Below are 21,845 nucleotides of genomic sequence, written 5' to 3'. Positions count from 1 at the left end.
AAAGGGCCCCCGCGTCCTCAATCCGCGACGAGCGACACCACGGGCGTCGCATGGCGGTGACACGGCGGGGGTCCATGCCCGCAACGAACTTCGGCAAGTCTCCCGGTCACAAGTCTCCCGGTCACTTGTACTCGATCAAGGCTGCCGAGCGTCGGCTCATTCGATTTGCGTAGAACGTCGCGATTCCGAAGACTTCCGGGAGCTTACCCAGGAGCGTGAAGCCCGCATAGGCCCAAGCCCCCCGTCCGGCGACGCTCCGGCGGCGCGCGATGCGGCAGAGCTGGACCGGGTAGAGCAACGTGAGCAGGGCCGCAGCGGGGTGGACGAAGACGCCGAGGCCGCTCAGAACCGGCAGGCCCACGCCCCAGAAGACCGCCCGCGGCACCGCCGCCCGCCAGATGGCGTGGGGCGAGCCGCGATGGACCTGTGCGACCTGGGCGAAGGCATGGCCGCTGCGGACCATGCGCCACCACCACTGACGCAGGCTCGTGATGTTGGCGTCGTGCAAGGTCATCTCGGCGTCGAGGCGCCAGATCCGCCAGCCTCGCGCGCGCAATCGGACGCAGAGTTCCGGCTCCTCGCCGGCGATGAGGCCACCGTCGAAGCCGCCCACCGCCGCGAAGGCCTCGGTGCGAACCAGGAAATCGCCACCGCATTCCAGGGCTTCCCCGGGGGCGGTGTCCCATTCGAGATCGCACAGGCGATTGAACACGGAACGCTCGGGGTGGCGTTCCCGCCGTCGCCCGCAGACGACGGCGACATCGCGGCGTGCCGAGAGAGAGGTGTGGGCCGCGCCGAGCCAGCCCGGCGCGAGGGCGCAATCGCCATCCATGAACTGCACGAAGGCGAGGCTTGGCGCGAGATCCCGCAGCCTCGCGAAACCGGCGTTGCGCGCCCGGGCCGCCGTGAAAGGCCGGGCCGTATCGAGAACAACGACGGCGACGCCGAGGTTCTCCGCGAGGGCGACGCTGCCATCGGTCGAGCCGGAATCGACGTAGACTACGGGACCAATGGTGCGGTCGATCGATTCGAAGCAAGCTCGCAGCCGCTCCCCCTCGTTGCGCCCGATCACGACGACACCCAGGATCGGGGTCCGGCACGCAGGCTCGATCATCGCGGCCCCCTCACAGATGCCACAGGCCGTCGAAGGCCGTTCCGAGGGACAGCCCCGCGCGCAGAGCGGTCAGCATCAACAGCGTTGCGAGGAGCACAGCGGTGGCGAGAAGATCCTGCGCGCCGAAGCTGACGCGCGTTCGGACCTGCGCGACGAGGAGTACCGCGTAACGGACCGCGTCGGCGGTCACCAGGATGAGGATCGCTCCGAGCATGCCGCCGGCCGTGAAGGCGAGCGGCAAGCCGATCACCAGATAGGCGAGCTTCACGCTGCTCGCAGCGGTGCCGTATTGCGGTTTGCCGCGTCCGATCAGAACGTATTCGTTCGTGGTGCAAAGAACCGTTGCCCAGGTGCCGAGCAGCAGCAGCGGCAGCATGGCGGCCGCGAGCGCGTAACGCGTGTCGTAGATCGCCCGGATGGCGAAATCGCCGCCCGCCGCCGCGGCCCCGATCCCAACCGCCGCGGCGAGCAGGAAACAGAGGCGGATCGAGCCAATCTCCCGTCGCAGCCGCGCGGGTGGCATCTCTCCGGCCGCGGACACCAGGGGAAAGACGAGGGAGTGGCCGAGCCGTCCGGCGAGGAGCGCCGGCAATTCGGCCATGGTGCGGGCGATGCCGTAGATGCCGAGCAGCGCCAGGGGTGCGACGCTGCCGAGATACAGACGATCGAAGTTGAGACTGAAGAACCCGAGCATCGACCAGAGGAAGATCCACTTCCCGAACGAGAAGATCTCGCCCACATGACGTCGGTCGAGCATTGGGCGGTTGCCGCCCTCGGGGAGCAGAAAGCTGCCACCGACGCGCAGCAGCGCGCTCAACAGGTTTCCGAGCAAAATCGACCAGATCGTCGGGCTCCAATAGACCAGGAGCAGCATCAAGGCGGTGCCGATGGTATCCTGGAAGAAATCGAATAGGGTGAGCGTCTGAACGCGCAAGCGTTTTTGCAGGAGAAACTGCGAGGTCGAGGTCATACCGAGGACGGCCAGGGTGAGTGCCCCGAACTGGATGGCGGCCGCCGGCACCCCGTAGAGCTCGGCGAGCGGGCCCGCGAAGGCGCAGCACAGCCCGCACAGCAACAGCCCGCGCAGCACCTGCAGGGTCCAGACCGTGTTGTAGAAGGCCGGCTGATCACCGCGGGGATTGTTGACCACGTTCTGACCGAGGCCGACATCGGACAGGAGTTCGGCCCCCATCCGGATCGCCAGGATCACCACCACCATCCCGAAGATCTCCGGCGCGACGAGCCTTGACAGCAGGACGTTGGAGGCGAAGCGCACGATCACGCTGACGCCGTAGATGCCGATGATCCACGCGCTGCCGCTGAGGATCGCGCCACGCGAGATCGTCAGTGTGCTCATCGGGTGCGCTCCTGGAACAAGTCACTCGCCGGAAATCAGACAGAACGGCCGGCCGGGATCACGCGTGCCGAGGGATCACGTGTCGCCCTGCCCGCCTGATCCGTTCGCCAGCCGGCCTCGGCTGCTGCGGCGGTCAGCCTAGAAGGGGTCCGGCGCCCGCGAACGCTGCCATTCGCAGGACGGCTTCTCCGAACCCGCGCCGAAGGGCGTACGGCCTACCGACCTCGGGTGAGCCGGCTCCTCAGAACGACGCAGGCACGCCCCGTGAGCGTGGGCCGCTATCGTCGCGTCACGAATGTCAGGCATTCGATGGCATGAACGGGAACGAGCGACCGTGGTGAAAGAGCTGATCCTCGCCACCGGCCTCGGCATGATGGTGCCGTTCGCCGTCTGGGTCCGCGGCGGTGCTGTGCTCGGCAAGCGGCTGTGGATTCTGATGGGCCTGCTGCCGTTCCTGCAGCCGGGGCTGCCACAGCTCGATTTCGCAGTGCTGAGCTGGGGGGCGGACTGGCCCGGCCTCGTCAGCGGAATCGAGGTCAGCGCCTTCGATCTCCTCGGTCTGGCGATCTATGTCGGGCTCGCGCGGCCGCCCTTGCGCTCGTCCTTCTCGATCATTCTGGCGCTCTACCTCGTCGCCGTCCTGCTCTCGATCGGCCAGGCGGCGGAGCCCACGGCGGCCTTCTTCTACTTCTGGCAGATCTGCCGCGCCGCGCTCTTGCTCATCGTCGTGGCACGGGCGAGCACCGATCCGAAGGTGGCGGGCAACCTGCTGACCGGAATGGCGCTCGGCGTCGTCCTCGAATGCGCCATCACGGCCTACCAACGCTTCGGCCTCGGCATCGTGCAAACCAGCGGAACCTTCGCTCACCAGAACACCCTGGGCCTCGTCCTCCACCTCGCGGTGCTGCCTCAAGTCGCGCTCCTGCTCGCCGGCCGTCGAAGCTGGGCCACCATCCTGGTACCGCTTACCGGCATGGCGACCGTGGTGCTCACGACGTCGCGGGCCGCGCTGCTCTACGCGGCTCTCGGCCTCGTGCTGATCTACGTGCTGTCGAGCCTGCGCCATCTGACCCTGCGCAAGGGCTTGCTCGGCATCGCCGGCTCCTGCGTCGCCCTGAGCTTCGCACCGCTCGCCGTCACCTCGTTCGAGAAGCGCTTCGAACGCGATCCCCTACGCGAGGAGGAATACGACGAGCGGGCGGCCTTCGAGCGGGCAGCGACCGCCATCCTGCTCGGCAACCCGCTCGGAGTTGGCGCGAACCACTACGTCTATGTCGCCAAGAACTTCGGCTACTCGGAACGCGCCGGCGTCATCGCCAACGAGGGCAACCGGAACAACCTCGTCCACAACGCCTACCTGTTGGCCGCCTCCGAGACCGGCTGGTTCGGCCTCGTCGCCTTCGTGCTTCTGCTGGGCTACCCTCTCGTCACCACCTTCCGGATCGGTTGGCCGAGCCGAGCCGGCCCGGAGGGCGATCTGCTCATCGGCCTCGGCGTCGGCCTCCTGATGGTCTGTCTTCACTCGACCCTCGAATACATCCTGCTGTTGCGCGATAGTCTGTACCTCCTCGCGGTGGCGATCGGACTGATCCTCGGCGTGACCTATCAAGTGCAAGTGCGGGCACACATGCCGGCGTCGATGCCGGCGTCCATGCGATCCTTGTCGCCAAGGCCCGAACGCAAGGCGCTCCGGCCCGCGACGTAACCCGTGCGACACGAGGGGAGCAGGGATTACTTCGCTTCCGGTTCGGCTGAGCAGGGCAGGAGCGCTCGGCGGTCGCGGCGAGGGCTCGACCGGACCACCGGCCATCGTACCACTTCGGGACGAGGCCATGCGGGCACCGCGTACAAAGAAGGTGTTGTGCCGATCCTTACGCGTTCCTAGCGTCGTCGGGCCGATCTCCACCGGCAGGCGAACCGCAGATGTCCCACCGATCGGATTCCACGATTCTCGCACGAGACCCGCTCGCCGTCGCAGCGCGATCGCACACGAACGGCGACGGAGGTTTCGGTACGCACGGCGAAGCGATCGCCCTCCCGGCCTCCGACCCGGTCCCGGACAGCGTGTTTCTCGTCACCCACGTGGCGTTGCGGCGGATCGGGGGGCGGCTGTGCCTCGACGATCAGACCTGCGCGGGCCTCGATCGCTGGGGCGAGAACTTCGCTCGGATCACCTATACGGGCATCGACGCGGGCGCAGGTCCGCCCGCCGTTGGTGAGGCTTCCACCGTCTGGCGTCCGGTCGACGATCTCGCCTGCGCGGATCGCCTGTCCGTCGTCGCCCTGCCGGAGGCCTACCGCATCGCGACGTTCGCGGCGCGGTACGCCGGGACGCGCCGCCGCTTGACGGACCTCGTCCGGAGAAGCCGCTATCTCTGCTACACCCTCGGCTCACTCGCCGGAGACTGGGGCGGCGTCGCCGCCCTCGAATCGATCCGCCGACGGCGGCCCTACGCCGTCTGGTTCGACCGGGTCGAGCACGAGGTGATCCGCCGGACAGGGACGGATGCACCGCTCCGCAGACGCATGAAGAACGCGCTCACGCTGCCACTGATGGTACGCTACCATCAGCACCTGATCGCGCGCAGCCATCTCGGCCTGTTCCAGGGGCAGGATACGTTCCGGACCTACGCCCCCCATGCGCGGAACCCGTTCTGTGTCTACGACACCCACACCACCCGCGACGACCTCGTCACGGAGACCGCGCTCGCGGACAAATGCCGCGCTCTCCTGAAGGGCGAGCCGCTGAAGATCGTCTATGTCGGCAGGGCCGACGCCATGAAGGGGCCGCTCGACTGGCTGGACGCGCTCCATCGGGCTCGGCAGAGCGGGATGCGGTTCACGGCGACCTGGTGGGGCGATGGCCCCCTGCGCGAGACCATGCAGGCACGGGCGGGCGAACTCGGCCTCGCCGATTGTGTGGCGCTGCCCGGCTTCGAGGGTGATCGCCAGAAGCTTCTGGCTGCCATGCGCGCGGCCCACCTGTTCCTGTTCTGCCATCGCACGCCCGAATCCCCCCGATGTCTCATCGAGGCCCTCGTCTGCGGCACGCCGCTCATCGGCTACGGCAGTCCCTACTCGGAGGACCTGATAGGCCAGGACGGAGGAGGGCGCCTCGTTCGGATGGACGATGGGAATGCGTTGGTTTCCGGGCTCACAGACCTCGACCGCGACCGCGCGGGTCTCGCGGGCCTGATACGGGCCGCGGCCCGCACCGGCACGCAGTTCGACGAGGATACGGTCTATCGCACCCGCGCCGAACTCCTGCGGCGGTATCTCTGAACCGTGCCCGGCCGCGTCGTCCTCGCGCGAGTCACCCGCGCTCGATACTGGATTGGCCGGAACATCGGCTCGGGTTCCGGATGGCCGATGAAAGTGGGCAACGCACGGCTCACCCTGCCCCCCCCGGCAGGCATCGGGGGGGGCAGGGTGGTCACCCGCTCGATCCTCGCCAGCCTGCTCCTCGCGGCGGCCCCGAGCGTTCAACCCGCCCGGACCGAACCGGCTCCCGGCCTGGTGAGCGTTCAGGAGATCACGGTCGCCACCCCGGACATCCTCGCCGTGGAGGTGCGCGACCCGCCCTTCGTGCCGGGCCGCATCCTCGCCCTCGATGCGCCCCGATCCGAGGCGCCCGGCACCTGGGTCCGGCACGGGGACGCGTGGGCCCAGGTGATCGGCCCCAAGCGCGACCACCTGCGTTCGAGCGACGCGCCGCCGGGTCATCACCTCGATCGGGGGGCGATCGACGCCGCTGCGGGCTACGGCCTGATCGGCGGCCGCCGGGTGGTGGCCGTCTACCGCAAATCGATGCCCTACGAATCGGGGATCTTTTACGATGAGGGCGGCGCGACCCGGACGGGCGCGAGCTTCCGCCATCAGATCTATCTCAAGCTCGACGGCCCGGTTCCGCGCGGAACCCACACCCTCGCGTGGCCCGGCAACCTGCTGCCACCGACGGCCTTCACCTACGACGACCGCACCACCCGGGCCCTCGCCCTACGCGGCACCCAACTCGGGCACGCCCCGGCCGACATCGCCAAGACCGCCTACCTCGCCCTCTGGCTGCCGGGTGGCCCCGACCTGGGGGCCGTGGATTTTCGCCGCTACGGGGTGAAGCGCTTCGCAATCCTGGATGAGAATGGCGCGGCGGCCTTCTCCGGCGACATCGGCCTGCGGGCCACACCCGACACACCGGAGCCCACCAACGGCCTGCCCAAACCCTTGGCCGACAGCGTGGACGCCGACGGCCTCCGTCGACCCATCGGCACGTTCCGGGCCCGCGACGGACAGGTCTCGGCCCGGGCCCATGGCTTGCGGGACGGCCAGCGGATCGCCCTCGAAGGACTCGGCGGCGACCGGATTCCGATCTTCGCCACGGTGGCGCAGCCTACCCCGGACGGCTTCGTGGCGGCAAGGCCGGACCGACCGCTCCCGGTCTCCGACCGCACCGGCGGCACCGTCGCGCCGGCCCATGCGGCGAACCGCGCCGGCACGTTCGTGTTCGAACTCGACTACTCAGCCTGGCAGCCGAAGCGCCCCGGCCGCTACCGCCTCTGGATCCCCGGGCTCGGCGTTTCCGATCCCTTCCCGGTCGGAGACGAAGTCTGGCTCGGCGCGGCGCGGGTCGCGATCGGGGGGTTGTACAATCACCGCAGCGGGATCGCCCTCGACGGACGCTTCGGCTATCGCCGCCCCGCCGCCTTCCGGCCGATGCCCGAGGCCCCGGTCCGCCGGAGCCGGATGCCGCTTGCCTGGTCCACGGAGGGACTGGACGGGTTCGCCTCGTCGGAGGTGGGGGCCGAGCCGGCATGGCTCACCGGGGGGAATGCCCCGTCGAACGTCTGGGGCGGCTACATGGATGCGGGCGATTGGGACCGCCGGATCCAGCACGTCGATGTGGCGACGCTCCTCCTCGAGGTATTCGAGGGCCTTCCGCCACACCTCCGGACCGCCGATTTCGGCCTGCCCCGTTCGAGCGAGGTGCTGGACGATCCGATCTACGCCACCGCCGACGCCCTGCCCAATCTCCTGCACGAGCCGATCTGGCTCCTCGACTTCTTCCGCCGTCTCCAGGGGCCGGACGGCGGCGTGAGCGGCGGCATCGAGAGTGCCCGCTACCCGCTCCTCGGCGAGCCGAGCTTTCTCGAACACCACAGGGTCTTCGCCTACGCCCCCGATCCCCTCGCCACCTACCGTTACGCCGGCGCGGCCGCCGGCCTCGCGCGGGTCCTGCGCGAGGCCGGGCAGGCCGCGTTGGCGGAGTTGTTCCGCGAAAGCGCATTGCGGGCGTGGCGCTGGGCCGAGGCCGGTTTCAACGACCCCGACGCGGCCTATGCGGATGCCCTCGCGGTGGCACGGCGCACCGACCTGTTCGCGGCGGTGCCCTGGGAAACACGCCGGGCGACGCTGCAGCGGCTGACGGGGGAATTCCGCGTCGCCGCCGCCGCGGCCCTGTTCCGGCTGGGCGAGGGACGGGCGTTCGGGCAGCTCTTCGAGGAGGCCTGGAGCACGGGGTTCGGGATCGCCGAGCGCCGGGCGGATGCGGCCTGGGATTACGCCCGGGCCGCGCAGGCCGAACCCGAGATCCGCACACGGATCGACGTGGGCCTGGTCCGCGAGGCGACCGGGTTCGCGGCCGTTCAGCGCGGCGGGACCTATCCCAGCATGAAGCACCCCTACGCGCCCGCGGGCTGGGGCCAGGGCACCGCGCCGGGCGAAGGAATGACCCGCCTGTTCCTCCGCGCTCACCGGTTGAGCGGGAACCCCGAGCTGCTAGGATTGATGATGCAGACCGCGCAAGGGCTGCTCGGCACCAACCAGCTGGGCTTGAGCCTGACGACGGGAATCGGGGTCCGGCAGGTCCGGCATCCGCTTCACGAGGACCATCGTGCCATGGGCGTGCCGGTGCCACCCGGCATCACGATCTACGGGTTCGGGCCTCAATCGGCCTTCTCTCCGGAATGGCTGTTCGGTCCGGCCTGGGCTATCTTCCCGGAGGGCGATTCGACCGCGCCGGCCCATCGGCGCATTCATCCCGCCCGCTTCGCGATGCCCTATTTCGAATACCTGATCGAACACCCCGGGATGGTGATGCAGCAGGAATACACCGTACAACAAACCATCGTCACCACCGCTGCGCTGTGGCTCCATCTCGCGGCGCAGGCCAAGCTCGCGACACAGGCCCGGAGCCCGGCTCGATGACGCGCGCCTCCGATTCCAGCCGTCGGCCCATGGCCGACCCCGGTACGGCGGCGGGCGCGAAACTGCGGCTGTACTTCGACCTGACCGATGGCCAGACCATCCTGCGCGACGAGGAGGGCGTCGAGGTCACCGATCTCGACCATGCCCTCGCGGAAGCCGACGCGGTACTGGGGGAGCTGCACGGTTATGAAGTCGGCTGGTCGCTGGTGATCCGGAACCAGGCCGGCGCGGTCCTCGCGCAGCTCCCGGTTCGACCCTGAGCTGCGGGGCGGCGCGTACCGTCGGCGGCCGTCGCGCGTGACATGGTCTGTCCCTGCGGTCCGCTTGGCGCGCGCCCAGGGGCAACCCGGAGGTTCGAGGCCCGCGAGGGGCTTCGACCCGAGCCCGCGTGATCGGGATCAGTAGGCGTTCTGCGGAGCGAGCACCGCCCGGCAGGTCCGGACCATGATCCACAGATCGAGCCAGAAGCTCCAACGCTCGATGTATTGCAGATCCAACGCGATCCGGCGGGCGAGGGCGTCCTCGGTCCGGGTCTCGCCGCGATAGCCGCAGACCTGAGCCCAGCCGGTGATGCCGGGCCTGACATGGTGGCGCAGGGCGTAATCGGCGACCCGGAGGGCGAAGTCCCGCTCCTGGTCGACTGCGTGCGGCCGCGGGCCGATCATCGACATGTCGCCTTTCAGCACGTTGAAGAGCTGCGGCAGCTCGTCGAGGCTGCTGCTGCGCAGGAAGCGACCGAGCGGCGTCACCCGCGGGTCGCCCCGCCGGGCCTGGACCACCGCCGTGCCGTTCTCCTGAACCGTCATCGTCCGGAACTTGTAGATCTCGAACGGGCGCCCGTGCAGGCCGCCGCGCGTCTGCCGGAACAGCACCGGTCCCTCCGAAGTGAAGCGGATCAGGAGTGCGACGGCGACGAGGAGGGGCGCCAGCAGGAAGACCAGCAGCGCCGCGACCACGAGGTCGAAGCCGCGCTTGAGCGCCAGATCGGTCTCGTCGAGCGGCGAGCGCGGCAGGGTGAGCCCGCACGCCTCGCCGGCCCCGGCGTCGAGCAGTGCGGCTGGTCCGGCACTGGCGGGAAGCGCGTCGAGGATGGCCGCCTCGAGCGCGACCATCGTGCCAACCGGCCGGTCGAGGCCTATCGCCTCGCCGGCGGTCGGAAGACCCATTTGCTCGGCCCCGAGCAGCCAGGGCTGCGCCAGCGATGCGATGCCCTGTGACGTTGCGGCAGCCTGCGCGCTCATGACCGGCCTCGTTGACAACGAATGGACGATGGACGTTGCGGGAAAATAGAAATAAATTCTAAATAAATAATCGTCTCACGTCTGAATATTATACAGCTTGTTATTTATAATTTTAGACATCGCAGCTACATATATGAATACTTACTATCGATGTGACATCGAATATTTCGATCGAAACCACGGACTCGGACGTCAAACCTGATCAGCCAGTCCGGCCGACGATATGGTGCTCGCACCCGCGCGTTCGTCGGCGAAAGCGGGGCGACGGATTGCGCCGGCCTCCTCGAACAGCCGCCACAGGGTTCGGGCGAGGGCGCGGCGATCGTGCAAGCGCGCGACGCGCTCCCGTCCCACCGCACCCTTGGCGGTGAGTTCGTCGGGCGTCGCGAGGAGGGCCGCTTCCATCGCCTGCGTCAGCGCTTCGACGTCGCCGGGCGGGATCAGCCAGCCGCACCGCGCATCGAGCAGCTCCGGAATGCCGGCGACATGGGTCGAGATGACCGGGCGACCGAGGGCGAAGGCCTCCATGATCACGACGGGCAGGCCTTCGGCGAAGCTCGGGAGCAGAAGGGCGCGGCTCGCGGCGACGAGGGAGCGTACCTCCGCGTTGCTCGCCCAGCCGTGCAGGATCACCCGGTCCGCGACGCCGTGGCGGCGACAGGCCGCCTCGATCTCGGCCCGGCGATCGCCGTCGCCGACCAGGACGACCTTGAGGTCGGGGAAGCGTCCGCGCAGGGCCGCGACCGCCGCCGGAATCATCACCTGGCCCTTGGCGGCGCAGAGGCGTCCGACACAGACGAGGGTCTGGGTGTCGGTCCAGCGCGGGCGCACCGCCGCGAACTCCTCGAGGGCGAGCCCGCAGCGCGCCACACGGATCTTCGAACCGTCCTCCGGGCGGGCAAGTCCGATGAGGCGATCCTGGCAGTACCGCGAGATCGCCACCGCGAAGCGGGCCTGCGCGATCTTGTCGGAGAAGCCCAGCCGCTCCGGCTCTTCGAATTCGTCCGGGCCATGGGCGGTGAAGCTGTAGCTCGGCCCGCCCATGAGCCGCGCCAGCATCGCCACGGTGGTGGCATTCGTGGCGAAGTGCACGTGGATGTGGTCGATCCCCTCGGCCGCCGCGCGCTGGCGAAGGTAGGCCGCCTGCAGGAGGTAGGCGACCGGCCGCACCGGCCCGTTGCGAGCGGCGCGCGCGAGCGTCAGCCACGGTCCGAGGCTCCGGGCGAGGCCGCGCGGATTGCCCAGCATCTCGCGCACGGCCGCGCCCAGCAGACCACGCAGGTTGCGCGTGAGCAGGTAATGCGTCGCCGCCCGCTCGGCGCGATCGCGGGGATCGACCAGGGCCTGCGGCCAGGCACGCACGGCGTAGCGCCGGATCCGGTGCCCGAGTCCCTCGATCGCCTCGATCTCCCTCCGGATGAAGGTCGTGCTCGGCAACGGATAGGTGTTCATCAGGTACGCGATCTTCATCGCCGGCACGTCCTTCGATCCGTGGTTCCGATGGGGAGCGTCGGGTGCTCAGGACTTGACCGTCCGGGGCGGCAGGGCGCGCCGGGACGGCAGCCGCGCGAGACCCTCCTTCAGCAGGAGGCGTCCGAACGGCAGCACCGCGAGGAGGTAGCGACGCCAGAGCCTGTGCGGCTCGCTGGCGAGGCGATGAAGCCATTCGATGCCCGTCCGCTGCATCCAGAGCGGAGCGCGGCGCTTGCGGCCGAGCAGGAATTCCAGCGCAGCGCCGATACACAGGGCGGTTCCGCACGCGTCGGGATCGAGGGAGGCCTGGAAGGCGATCCGCTCGGAGCGCGGCGCGCCGATGGCGATGAAGGTGAAGCGGGCGCGGCTGCGGGCGACGAAAGCGACGCAGGTCGCGAAGGCCGCCGGATCGCCGTCGATGTCGGGCGGTGCCGTGAGGATCGCGAGATCGAGGTCCGGGAAGGAAACCCGCATATCCGCCGCGATGGCGTCGCTGGCGACCACCAGGGCGATGCGATCCCCCGGGCGGATCACGGTCCGGAACAGGATCTCGGTGAGCGTCGAGCCCGGAAGGTGCAGAAATCCGCCGCGGGTCAGCAACCGCGACATCACCAGGATCGGCTTGCTGTCGCAGAGCGAGAGCCAGGCGGCCTCGTAGCAGGGGGCGAGGGACGGGTCCGCGCTCAGGCGGACCACGTGGTCGACATTGGGGGTGACGACGTAGCGGAACGATCGCGCCTCGAAGTCTCGCGGCGGATCCTGAGCGAGCAGCGAGAGAACCTCGGACCGATCGAGACCGTCGAAGGGTGCATTGAAGAAATGTTCGCGCAGGCTGACTGCGCCGGCCAGACCGATCGGCATGGTTCCGCTCCAGGAAGGACTCGAACGCGGTGCATGCCGACCACCCGCGTCGCGTTGGCCGGCCCCGCACCGAAGACTTCGCTGGACACAGATGCACGCAGCCGCAGGGTCACAAACTACGCATATCGGGCGAACATTCGCGGAAAACCGATCGAAATCGTCGGTATATTATTGGAACAACAGATCTCCACTTCACCGGACGACTTCCGAATACCTCGAATTCTCGATGCTCGGCTCCGGACGGTTCCATCGGGCGCGTTGCTGAACGGCTTCGATGCGCCCTCCGGAGAGGCCCGTCCCCGGAAGGTGGGCGAAGGGGTCGATGCAGGCGAACGGTCTCACGCGAAGGCGGTAGGGACGCCTTCCTTTTGAGGCACGACGAAGCCTTGGAGCGCGATTCGGATCGGCAAACCCTGAGGCGGGGCGCCCGCTCGGGGGCCGAAACGATGCGAGGCTCCGATGACCGTGCCGCTCTTCCTGCTGTCAGGCCTCCTCGGTCTCGTGGCGGTGATCCTGGCAATTCCCGCCGCCCTGTTCTGCCTTGAGATCGCGGCCGCCCATCGGCCGCGATCACGGCCTTCGCCCTTGCCTCCCTCGCGGGATCGGCGCTCGCTCGCAGTGGTCGTCCCGGCGCATGACGAGGAGCGGCACCTCGGCGCGACCCTGGACAGCGTCCGGGCACAGCTGCTGCCGGACGATCGGCTCGTCGTCGTGGCCGACAATTGTACCGACCGCACGGCGGAGGTCGCGGCAGCGGCCGGCGCCGAGGTGGTGGTGCGGCAGAACCCGTTCGCGCGCGGCAAGGGCTACGCCATGGATGCGGGAATCCGGCACCTGCAGGCTGCGGCGCCGCACGTGGTGGTGTTCGTCGATGCCGATTGCCATCTCGGCACCGGTGCCCTCGACGCCCTCGCGGGGCAAGCGCTGGCCCACGGGCGTCCCGTCCAGGCGCGCTACCTCTGCCTCGCCCCGCCCGGTGCCCGTCCGGGCCTCAAAGTGGCGGAGTTCGCCTTTTTCGTGAAGAACGCGCTCCGGCCGCGCGGACTCGCCGCCCTGGGCCTGCCCTGCCAGCTCACGGGCAGCGGCATGGCTTTCCCCTGGCCGATCATCGCGCAGGCCCGGCTCGACAGCGGCGAGATCGTCGAGGACCTGAAGCTCGGCCTCGACTGCGCCCTGGCGGGGCACGCCCCGATGCTGTGCGATGCGGCGCTCGTGACGAGCCGGTTTCCGACGGCGCAACCCGCCGTCGCGAGTCAGCGCGAGCGTTGGCAGCGGGGGCATCTGGGACAGATCCGCACGGCGCTGCCGCAGCTCATCACCGGTCTGCGCCGCGGCGACCGCGCATGCGTGGCCCAGATGCTCGACGCGATGGTGCCGCCCCTGACGCTGCTGCTTCTGGCCAATGCCGCCCTCGTGGCGATCGCCGCCGCCGCGGCCGTGGCGGGCGCTTCGCCGGTGCCGTTCGCCATCGGTGCGGCCAGTGCGGCGTCCCTTACGGTCGCGATCGTCGCCGGCTGGCGACTGGCGGGTGCCGAGGGCCATGGCGGCGGCGGGCCACGTGCGCTCATGGCCTACCTCGCGGGCAACGCCGTCCTCTACCAGCGGCTCCTGGCACGGACGCCGGTCGCCTGGACCAGGACCGATCGCAGTGGAACGCCGTGACCGTCCGGGCCGGCGGCCGCGCCGTCTCGCGGCCGCCGGCCTCGCCGCTCACCTCCTGGCTGTTAGCCATTTCGCTCCGAGCACCGGACCGGCCCGGGCGGACGAGGCGGCCGCTCCGGCGCGAATCTTCATCTCGGGACACAGCCTGACCGACCGGCCGATTCCCGACGATCTCGAACGGATCGCCGCAAGCCTGGGACAGCCGCTCGCCTGGGGCCGGCGCCACGGCTCCGGATCGACGATCCGGCAGCGTGCCTGCCGTGACGGCGCGTTCGTGACCGACGAGGCCTCGGACCCGGACGGGCCAGGCGGGCTCTACGACACCCTCGTGGTGACCGAGCAGCACGACCTCATGGGTGCGTTCCTGTGGAACGACACCATCGGCGCGCTCGGTCGGCTGCACGACTGCGCCTCTGCCGCCAATCCGGGGATCAAGACATGGTTTTACGTTCCGTGGATGTCCCTCGACGACAAGGATGAGCCGAGCGCCTGGATCGCCTACGAGCGCGCGGCGGCTCCGCTCTGGCACTGCCTCGTCGCGGCGGCCAACCGGCGCTCGGTGGCCGCCCGGCGGGGCAACCCCATCGCCATCCTCCCCGCCGCCACCGCCCTCGTCACGCTGATCGAGCGGGCGGCGAACGGGTCCGCGCCTCCGGGATGGCCGGAAAAGGATGCCGGCCGAACCACTGCGCTGCTCATCCAAGACCAAGTTCATCCGACGCGCCTCGGCCACTACGCCCTGGCCCTCGTCACCTATGCGGCGATGACCGGGCGTGCACCGATCGGCACCTGGGCTCCCGAAGGGATCGACCCGCAGACGGCGAGGGCGTTGCAGGACTTCGCCGGTACCGTCGCCGCAACCGCCGCGCGTGAGCCGGAACCCGATCCGGCGGCTTGCGCGGCACGCTTGCGGAGCCAGGCGACGGAGATCTTCTGGCCCTACATGGAGCGCGCGCACTGGCGCCCGCAGGCGGGCCTCCTCGGCGCCCGGGTCGAACGGCTGAGCAAGGCCCTGCGCTGGCGCTGGAAACTGTGGCGCGCACCCGGCTGGACGCCGTTCGACCCATCCTCCGACGGCACGGGCTGAAGGCAGCCCATCGACGACCGACGCTAACGGGGGGCCGACCGTACGAAAGCCCGGCCGCCTGTCCGGCGGCCGGGCCTTCGACGCCGCATCGGGCGTGGCCGATCAGGCGAGGGCCGCGGCGGGCGCGGATCGGGAGGGGTCGAAGCGGGAGGGCTCGGCCGGGGCCGCCTCGGCATCGGCGAGATGGCGGCGCATCCGGGCGGCGAGCACCCGGACGTTGGGCTCCAGCACCATGCTGTCGTGGTTGCCGGCGACGTGAACGATATCGAGGTCCGGCACGTAGGGCGCCCAGCCGTTGTCCTCCAGGATGAGGGAGCGGTTCACATCCAATCGGCGTCCTCCCGAGAGGCGGTGGGCGACCTGGACCTCCGGCCGGTAGAGGACGACCCGTCCGGAATACGGCTCCAGCACGAGCAGCTCGAGGGCACGACGGAAGGCGGCCTCGATGGCGCCGTCGTGGAACTGCTCGGTCCCGAGTGTTTCGGGCGCCTGCATCCGCTCGCGCAGGCGCATCGCCTCCCAGCGGGCGCGCCGCTTGATCCAAGCGCCGAGGAAGCTCCCCCCCTGCGACCGGAATTCCTGCACCTTCATCGCGAGGCGGTCGGAGAGGGAGAGCGTCACCTGCTGGGGAACCGGCGTATCGAGGAGCAGGACGACCGGCACCGCCTCGCCTTCCTCCGCCAAGCGCCGGGCCATCGCCAGGGCCGCGAGGCCGCCGCCGGAGAAGCCGCCGAGCAGATAGGGCCCCCGCGGCTGGACCGCGCGGATCTCCGCGCAATAGTCCCGTGCCATGTCCTCGAAGGTCTCGTGGGGAGCGTGCTCGCCGTAGAGCCCGCGGGCCTGCAGGCCGTAGACCGGCCGCTCGCTCCCGAGTTGGAGCGCGAGGTGGCGCAGGTTGAGCACGTTGCCGAACATGCCGGCACAGAGGAAGAACGGCGTGCGCGCATCGTCCGCCCGCACCCACATCGGCACGACGTGCAGCCGTCTGGGCGCCGCCTCCGCCGGGGCCGGATCCGCGTCGCCCGTCCCGGAAAGTGCCGCCGCCTCGGGCCGGTCTCCGAGCAGGACCGCGAAGGCCGCGATCGTCGGCGCCTCGAACAGAACCGAGATCGGCAGATCGGTGGCGAAGCGCGTGCGGATCTTGCGCAGGAGGCGCACGGCGATCAGGGAATGACCACCGACGTCGAAGAAGTTGTCCTCGATGCCGACCCGGCCGATGCCGAGGAGTTCCGTCCAGAAGCCGGCGAGCACCCGCTCGGTCTCGGAGCGGGGCGCCACGTAGGCGTCCTCGTTCCCGGACCGCTCGAAAAGCTCGGTCCGGGCGGCGGCCTCGGCTTGCGGTGCGGCGGCGCGGGCGCGCAGGGCCTCGAGATCCATCGAGCTGACGATGACCTGCGGCCGCCCGGCCCCGATCGCCCGGAACAGCGCCTCGCCACCTTCTTCCGGCCGGATGCCCTGGCGGACCATCGCGGCGAGGGCCTGCACCGCCGGCGACGACGCCTGCGATGGATCGGCGCGCGGGGCCACGAACTCGATGCCGGCATCGGACGCGCCCAGGGTGACGCCGCCGTCGAGGCGCTTCACGGTGAAGCCCTCGATCTCCAGCACGGGTTCGCCCGCCGCATCGGTGATCACGATGTCGAAGCTCGCGAAGCCCTCGCCGCCCTCGGCGACGCCGAGCCGGATCCGGCTCGTCACCTCCGCGGGCATCGAGGCATGCACCCGTACGTGTCCGTAGGAGACGGGCACCCAGAGGGCCGCGCCCGCATCGTAGGCCGGCACGAGGGTCATGGCGCAGCCGGTGGCGATGTCGGTGAGCGCCGGATGCAGGCGGTAGCCCGTGTCGAGATCGGCCCGGAAGGCCGGATCGAGGGCGAGGCGCGCCGTCGCGGTACCGTCCGCGATGGCAAGGCCGCGCAGGACACGCCAGCGCGGCCCGAAGCGCAGATGCGCCTCCTGTACGGAGGGAATGGCCGACGGCAACGTCCCGGTGGCCTGTGGCGCATCTCCGCGCGGGGATGCGGCAGGGAGCAGACGGATCCGGGCGCGCGCGTGGCGGCGAAACCCCGTCCGGGCGCCCGCCGACACGAGGCTGCGCACGTCGAGGCGGAAACCGTCCTGGTCGGGCTCCAGGCGCACCTGAACCCGGCAGGCTTCACCGTCCGGCACGTGCAGCGGGCGCAGGAAGATCAGATCCTCGAGGGCGAACCCGCCCTCGATGCCGTGCTCGCGCAGGGCCTGGGCGGCGATTTCCAGATAGCCGGTCCCGGGCCAGATCGCCTCGCCCGTGGCCATCCGGTGCTCGTCGAGAATCCAATGGTCCGTCGCGCTCCAGCGCCCTTCCAGACAAGTGCCGCCGGCCCCGTCCTCGGTCCAGGCCGTGAACAGCGGACCACGCGGTGTCGGCCGCACCGGCGGCGTCCGCGCGGGCGCAACGGAGCGGGCGGCGAGGCCGATCTCGTTCCAGATGCCCCAGTGGATCGCCACCGTCCGGCAGGTGCCGTGCCCGGCGGCCGCCTCCGCGAAGGCGTTGAGGTAGGCGTTGGCCGCCACGTAATCGACCTGACCGGCCGGCGCGGTGTCGGCGCTGGTGGAGGAGAACAGCACGAACAGATCGAGGGGGTCGTCGCGCAGCAGGGCGTGCAGATTCTGCGTGCCCTGAATCTTCGGGGCGAACACCGCCTCGATGTCGGCCTCGGACTTCATGGCGACGAGGCCGTCCCGCACCAGGCCGGCTGTATGGATCACGCCGTTGATCGGCCCGAACCTGGCGTGGGCCCGCGCGATGATCGCGCGCAGTTCCTCCGGATTGCTGACGTCGGCGCACCCGTAGAGCACCTCCGCCCCAAGGGCTTCCAGCTGGCGGATCCGCGCGATCGAGCGGCCTGTCCGCCCCTCGATGCCATGGACCCGCAGGAGATCGTCCCACAGGTCGCGCTCGGGCAGGATCGAGCGTCCGACCAGCACGAGGCGCGCCCGGTACTGCCGCGCCAGCGCCTCGCAGATCGTGCCCGCGATGTCGCCGAGGCCGCCGGTGACGAGGTAGACGCCACCCTCGCGCAGACGCGCGCGGCCCGCCTCCGCCGCGTCGAGGGCGAGGGGGGCGAAACCTTGCGTCCAGCGCCGCGCACACTGGTAGGCCACCGTCTCGGTGCCGGGCTCGGCGATGAGATCGTCCCACAGCCGTTCGAGGTCGCCGCCCTCCGGCGCTGCGGGGCGGGGCCGCCGGCCGAGGCGTGCCGGAGCGGCGGGTTCGGGCCAATCCATGTCGATGGTGCGGATGGTGACGCCCGCCATCTCCTTCGGAATGACCAGGGCGGGCCCGAGCACCGTCGCCTTGTCCGGATGGGCGGGCACACGACCGCCGACGGCCTGCATCCCGTTCGTCACCACGGTGACGTGGACCGGCGCGGCCTCGCCCAACGCCTGCATCAGCCCGACGAGGCAGGAGAAGCCGCGTTCCAGGGTGTGGTGGAAGGCGCTCGACCCGGGCCGGACCCGCTCTTCGCGGGTCAGCAGCCACAGGTGGAGGATCCGGTCGGGCCGGCGTCCATCCGCGTCGAGGGCCTGGACCAGGGCTTCGTAGGCGGGCCGGCCCTCTTCGGCGCAGAGTGCGTAAGAGTCGAGGCCACGGCGGCCGAACTGATCGCCCGGCACCACCTCGGTGACCCTATGGCCGGCGGTGCGCAGGCGGGCGATGAGATCCGGGCCGACGCCCTCCCCATCGTGGAACACCAGCCACGTGCGGGGCAGGGGATCGCACTGTGCCTCCAGGGGCGCCGCCGACTGGCGCCAGACCGGTCGGTAGCCCCATTCGGCGATATCGGGCCGGCGCGTCGGCACCGCCTCGGCCGGGTCGGACGCACGCCGTGCCACGGCATCGAGGAAGTAGCGCTTGTGCTGGAACGGGTAGGTCGGCAGCGCGACGCGCCGGCAACCGCGCCCGGCCCACAGCCGGCCGGGATCGAGCGTCAGGCCCGTCGCCCACGCCCGGCCGAACGCGGCGAGGAACGACAGGCGGACATCCGTCGCCTCGTCGGGATGCGGCAGCGTGTTGAGGATGGCATCGGCCGGGATCGTCCCCTGTGCTTTCACGAGGGACGACAGGGCGCGACCGGGGCCGACCTCGACGTAGACGCGTGCCCGGTCGGCGGCGAGGAGCGCGAGCCCGTCGGCGAAGCGCACCGTCCCGCGCAGGTGCGAGACCCAGTAGAGCGGATCGCGGGCCTGGGCATCGGTGAGCCATGTTCCGGTGAGGTTCGAGACCACCGGGATCATGGGCGTGCGCAGGTCCAGCGTGCGCAGGTAGGCTTCGAAGCGCGGCAGGATCGGGTCGAGCATCCGCGAATGCGCGGCGATGGCAATGGCGACGGGGGCCGCCTCGACGCCCTCGGCGGCGAGCGCCGCAGCGAACGCCGCGAGCGCGGCCTCGGGGCCTGAGACGACGCACAGGCCCGGGCCGTTCACGGAGGCGAGGTCGAGGTCCGCCGGCAGCCGGGCGCGCAAGAGGCTGGCGTCGAGGGCGACGCTGAGCATGCCGCCGCCCGTCACCGTATCGAACAATTCGCCGCGCAGGCGCACGAGACCGACCGCCTCGCGGAAGGTCATGACCCCGGCGACGCAGGCGGCGGCGTTCTCGCCCATGGAATGGCCGATCAGCGCCGCGGGCGTGAGGCCCCGGCTCGACCAGAGCCGGGCGAGGGCGACCTCGCAGATCAGGATCGCCGGAAGCTGGCGGGAGGGGCGCAGCAGCCACGCGGCGGCCTCCGCCCCGTGCGACGACGCGCCGAGCCAATGCGCTCGGATTTCGGAAGCGACCGCCGGCGGCAGGTAGCCGAGGCCCTCGTCGACGGCGGCACGGAAGACCGGCTCGCCGTCGTAGAGTCCGCGCGCCATGCCGGGGTGCTGCGCACCTCCGCCCGGAAACAGGAAGACGGCGCCGGACGCCTCCGGCACCACCGTATGGGTGTGGCTGCGGCGGCTGTCCCCACCGGTCAGGAGCACGATCGCCTCGGCCCGGTCGGCGACCGCCAGGACCCGGCGGTGCTCGAAGTGCCGGCGGCCCGAGAACAGCGTGTAGGCCACGTCTCTGAGCAACAGTTCGGGCCGGCGTTCGAGCTCGGCCGCGAGGTCGCGGCCCGCCGCGTCGAGGGCAGCGCGGTTCCGGGCCGAGAGCAGGATCAGCTCCGGGCCGCCGGACCCGGCGGGTGACGCGGCGATCTTGGGAGGGGCTTCGAGGATCGCGTGGGCGTTGGTGCCGCCGACGCCCAGGGCGTTCACGGCGGCCCGGCGCGGCCCCGTGATCCGCGGCCAGGGCGTCAACCGATCGGCGACCGCGAACGGGCTGCCGGCGAAATCGATGGACGGGTTCGGCCGCTCGAAGCCGAGGCTCGCGGGGATCTCCCCGTGCTGCAGGGCGAGCAGGGCCTTGATCAGGCCGACGACACCCGCCGCCGTGTCGAGATGCCCGATATTGGTCTTGACCGAGCCGACGCGGCAGAAGCCGCTGCGCCCGGTGCTCTGGCGGAATGCCTGGGTGAGCGCCGCGATCTCGATGGGATCGCCCAAGTAGGTACCGGTGCCGTGGCACTCGACGTACTGGATCGCGTCGGCGCCGATCCCGGCGAGGCCCTGCGCCTCGACGATGGCGCGGGCCTGCCCGTCGATGCTGGGGGCGAGGTAGCCGGCTTTCTCGGCACCGTCGTTGTTGATCGCCGTCGCCTTGATGATGCCTTGGATCGGGTCCCCGTCGCGCAGGGCGTCGGCGAGCCGGCGCAGCACCACGACGCCGACGCCGGAGCCGAAGACGGTGCCGGCGGCCCGATGATCGAAGGCGCGACAGACACCGTCCGGAGCGAGGATCTCGCCGTCCTGATGGAGGTAGCCGCGCCGGTGCGGCAGCTCGATGGTGACGCCGCCGGCGAGCGCCATGTCGCATTCGCGGGCGAGCAGGCTCTGGCACGCGGCGTGGACCGCGACGAGGGAGGTCGAGCAGGCCGTCTGCACGCTCACGCTCGGCCCCTTCAGGTCGAACAGGAACGAGGCGCGCGTGGTGAGGAAGTCCTTGTCGTTGCCGGTGTGCCGCAGCAGGAACAGGCCGGTCTGCTCAACCAGATCGCGATGGCTGAGGACGTTGTCGTAGAAGTAGCTGCCCATGCCGCAGCCGGCGAAGACGCCGACCGGCCCGGCCTCGCACTCCGGCGGTCGGGCGGCGCTCTCCATCGCCTCCCAGGCACATTCGAGGAAGTGGCGGTGCTGGGGGTCCATCACGGCGGCGTCCTTCGGGCTCATCCCGAAGAAGTCGGCGTCGAACATCTCCATGTCGGGCAAGTCGGCGGAGACCGGCACATAGTTCGGCAGGCTATAGCGGGCGGGTGATTCGCCGGCGGCGTCGAGCTCCTCCGTCGAGAGCCGGCGGATCGAGGAGACGCCGCCGCGCAGGTTCTCCCAGAATTTCCGCGTGTTGCGGGCCCCCGGGACCCGCAGCGCCATACCGATGACGGCGATGTCGGTCTCCGAGCTGTCGACGCCGTGGATTTCGGCTTCCGGTGCCTGCTGCGTGAACGCGGACATGGGACGTACGGGCTCCCTTGCGACGTGACCCTGGTTCCGGCTCCTCCTCGCGGCGGGGCACCGGGCATGGACCTCACGCTAGCGAGGCCGGCCCCATGGGCGGTCCGGCCAAAAAGGCGGCCTGCCCGTTCCCCATGCGGTGAATCCCCCTGTCCACAAGGCGTAGGCGTCGCCCGATTGAAGGCGTGGAGCCTCGCTCGGCCCCCGACCTAGACCGGAGGCGGCCCGGCTCGAAAATGGCCCCGGACACGGGCCGCAGCCGTTTGGGCCAGCGCA

General features: G+C 70.4%; 12 protein-coding genes. 6 read left to right on the top strand and 6 right to left on the bottom strand.

The annotated features are described in order from the left end of the window. Window positions 1-121 precede the first annotated feature (121 nt). Window positions 122-1,114, bottom strand: coding sequence for a glycosyltransferase (locus ASF22_RS19530; protein WP_056267372.1), 993 nt, complete (start codon window positions 1,112-1,114; stop codon window positions 122-124). A gap of 10 nt (window positions 1,115-1,124) precedes the next feature. Further along, window positions 1,125-2,471: an oligosaccharide flippase family protein gene (locus ASF22_RS19525; RefSeq protein ID WP_056267369.1), complete on the bottom strand. Its 1,347-nt coding sequence runs from the start codon at window positions 2,469-2,471 to the stop codon at window positions 1,125-1,127. A 337-nt stretch (window positions 2,472-2,808) separates the two neighbouring features. Between ASF22_RS19525 and ASF22_RS19520 the strand changes: the two genes are divergently transcribed. From ASF22_RS19520 to ASF22_RS19505, 4 genes are all read left to right on the top strand, one after another. Further along, window positions 2,809-4,176, top strand: a complete 1,368-nt coding sequence (locus tag ASF22_RS19520) for an O-antigen ligase family protein (RefSeq protein WP_162239594.1) — start codon at window positions 2,809-2,811, stop codon at window positions 4,174-4,176. Between the two features lie 359 nt (window positions 4,177-4,535). Further along, entirely contained in the window at window positions 4,536-5,753 is a 1,218-nt protein-coding gene (locus ASF22_RS19515; protein ID WP_162239593.1) for a glycosyltransferase, read from the top strand. Between the two features lie 87 nt (window positions 5,754-5,840). After that, window positions 5,841-8,672: a glycoside hydrolase family 9 protein gene (locus ASF22_RS19510; protein WP_056267365.1), complete on the top strand. Its 2,832-nt coding sequence runs from the start codon at window positions 5,841-5,843 to the stop codon at window positions 8,670-8,672. Continuing rightward, entirely contained in the window at window positions 8,669-8,932 is a 264-nt protein-coding gene (locus ASF22_RS19505) for a hypothetical protein (RefSeq protein WP_244474349.1), read from the top strand. The genes ASF22_RS19510 and ASF22_RS19505 overlap by 4 nt, the downstream gene beginning before the upstream one ends. A gap of 138 nt (window positions 8,933-9,070) precedes the next feature. Here ASF22_RS19505 and ASF22_RS19500 read toward each other — a convergent pair whose 3' ends face one another. The 3 genes from ASF22_RS19500 to ASF22_RS19490 form a co-directional block, all read right to left on the bottom strand. Next, window positions 9,071-9,913, bottom strand: a complete 843-nt coding sequence (locus ASF22_RS19500; protein ID WP_056267359.1) for an exopolysaccharide biosynthesis polyprenyl glycosylphosphotransferase — start codon at window positions 9,911-9,913, stop codon at window positions 9,071-9,073. A gap of 192 nt (window positions 9,914-10,105) precedes the next feature. After that, window positions 10,106-11,383: a glycosyltransferase family 4 protein gene (locus ASF22_RS19495; RefSeq protein ID WP_082483859.1), complete on the bottom strand. Its 1,278-nt coding sequence runs from the start codon at window positions 11,381-11,383 to the stop codon at window positions 10,106-10,108. 48 nt (window positions 11,384-11,431) lie between these two features. After that, entirely contained in the window at window positions 11,432-12,247 is an 816-nt protein-coding gene (locus ASF22_RS19490) for a WecB/TagA/CpsF family glycosyltransferase (RefSeq protein WP_056267356.1), read from the bottom strand. 459 nt (window positions 12,248-12,706) lie between these two features. On the opposite strand from ASF22_RS19490, the gene ASF22_RS19485 reads away from it, so the two are divergent. Next, on the top strand, window positions 12,707-13,909 hold the full coding sequence (locus tag ASF22_RS19485) for a glycosyltransferase family 2 protein (protein WP_056267354.1): 1,203 nt from the start codon (window positions 12,707-12,709) through the stop codon (window positions 13,907-13,909). Continuing rightward, the gene (locus ASF22_RS19480) at window positions 13,896-14,996 is read left to right on the top strand and encodes a hypothetical protein (RefSeq protein ID WP_056267351.1); all 1,101 of its coding nucleotides are present in this window, start codon (window positions 13,896-13,898) and stop codon (window positions 14,994-14,996) included. The genes ASF22_RS19485 and ASF22_RS19480 overlap by 14 nt, the downstream gene beginning before the upstream one ends. Before the next feature lie 102 nt (window positions 14,997-15,098). Here ASF22_RS19480 and ASF22_RS19475 read toward each other — a convergent pair whose 3' ends face one another. Continuing rightward, window positions 15,099-21,569 (bottom strand): type I polyketide synthase, encoded by a 6,471-nt coding sequence (locus tag ASF22_RS19475; protein WP_056267348.1) that lies wholly within the window; start codon window positions 21,567-21,569, stop codon window positions 15,099-15,101. Between the last annotated feature and the right edge of the window lie 276 nt (window positions 21,570-21,845).

Source organism: Methylobacterium sp. Leaf87 (assembly GCF_001422775.1).
In the GTDB taxonomy this organism is placed as follows: domain Bacteria; phylum Pseudomonadota; class Alphaproteobacteria; order Rhizobiales; family Beijerinckiaceae; genus Methylobacterium.
The sequence above is the reverse complement of the archived record's forward strand: the minus strand, read 5'-3'. Positions and strand labels throughout refer to the sequence as shown.

Coding starts and splice junctions, on each gene's coding strand:
- ASF22_RS19530 (WP_056267372.1), bottom strand. CDS start 1,114: ATGATCGAGCCTGCGTGCCGGACCCCGATCCTGGGTGTCGTCGTGATC.
- ASF22_RS19525 (WP_056267369.1), bottom strand. CDS start 2,471: ATGAGCACACTGACGATCTCGCGTGGCGCGATCCTCAGCGGCAGCGCG.
- ASF22_RS19510 (WP_056267365.1), top strand. CDS start 5,841: ATGAAAGTGGGCAACGCACGGCTCACCCTGCCCCCCCCGGCAGGCATC.
- ASF22_RS19505 (WP_244474349.1), top strand. CDS start 8,669: ATGACGCGCGCCTCCGATTCCAGCCGTCGGCCCATGGCCGACCCCGGT.
- ASF22_RS19500 (WP_056267359.1), bottom strand. CDS start 9,913: ATGAGCGCGCAGGCTGCCGCAACGTCACAGGGCATCGCATCGCTGGCG.
- ASF22_RS19495 (WP_082483859.1), bottom strand. CDS start 11,383: ATGAAGATCGCGTACCTGATGAACACCTATCCGTTGCCGAGCACGACC.
- ASF22_RS19490 (WP_056267356.1), bottom strand. CDS start 12,247: ATGCCGATCGGTCTGGCCGGCGCAGTCAGCCTGCGCGAACATTTCTTC.
- ASF22_RS19485 (WP_056267354.1), top strand. CDS start 12,707: ATGACCGTGCCGCTCTTCCTGCTGTCAGGCCTCCTCGGTCTCGTGGCG.
- ASF22_RS19475 (WP_056267348.1), bottom strand. CDS start 21,569: ATGTCCGCGTTCACGCAGCAGGCACCGGAAGCCGAAATCCACGGCGTC.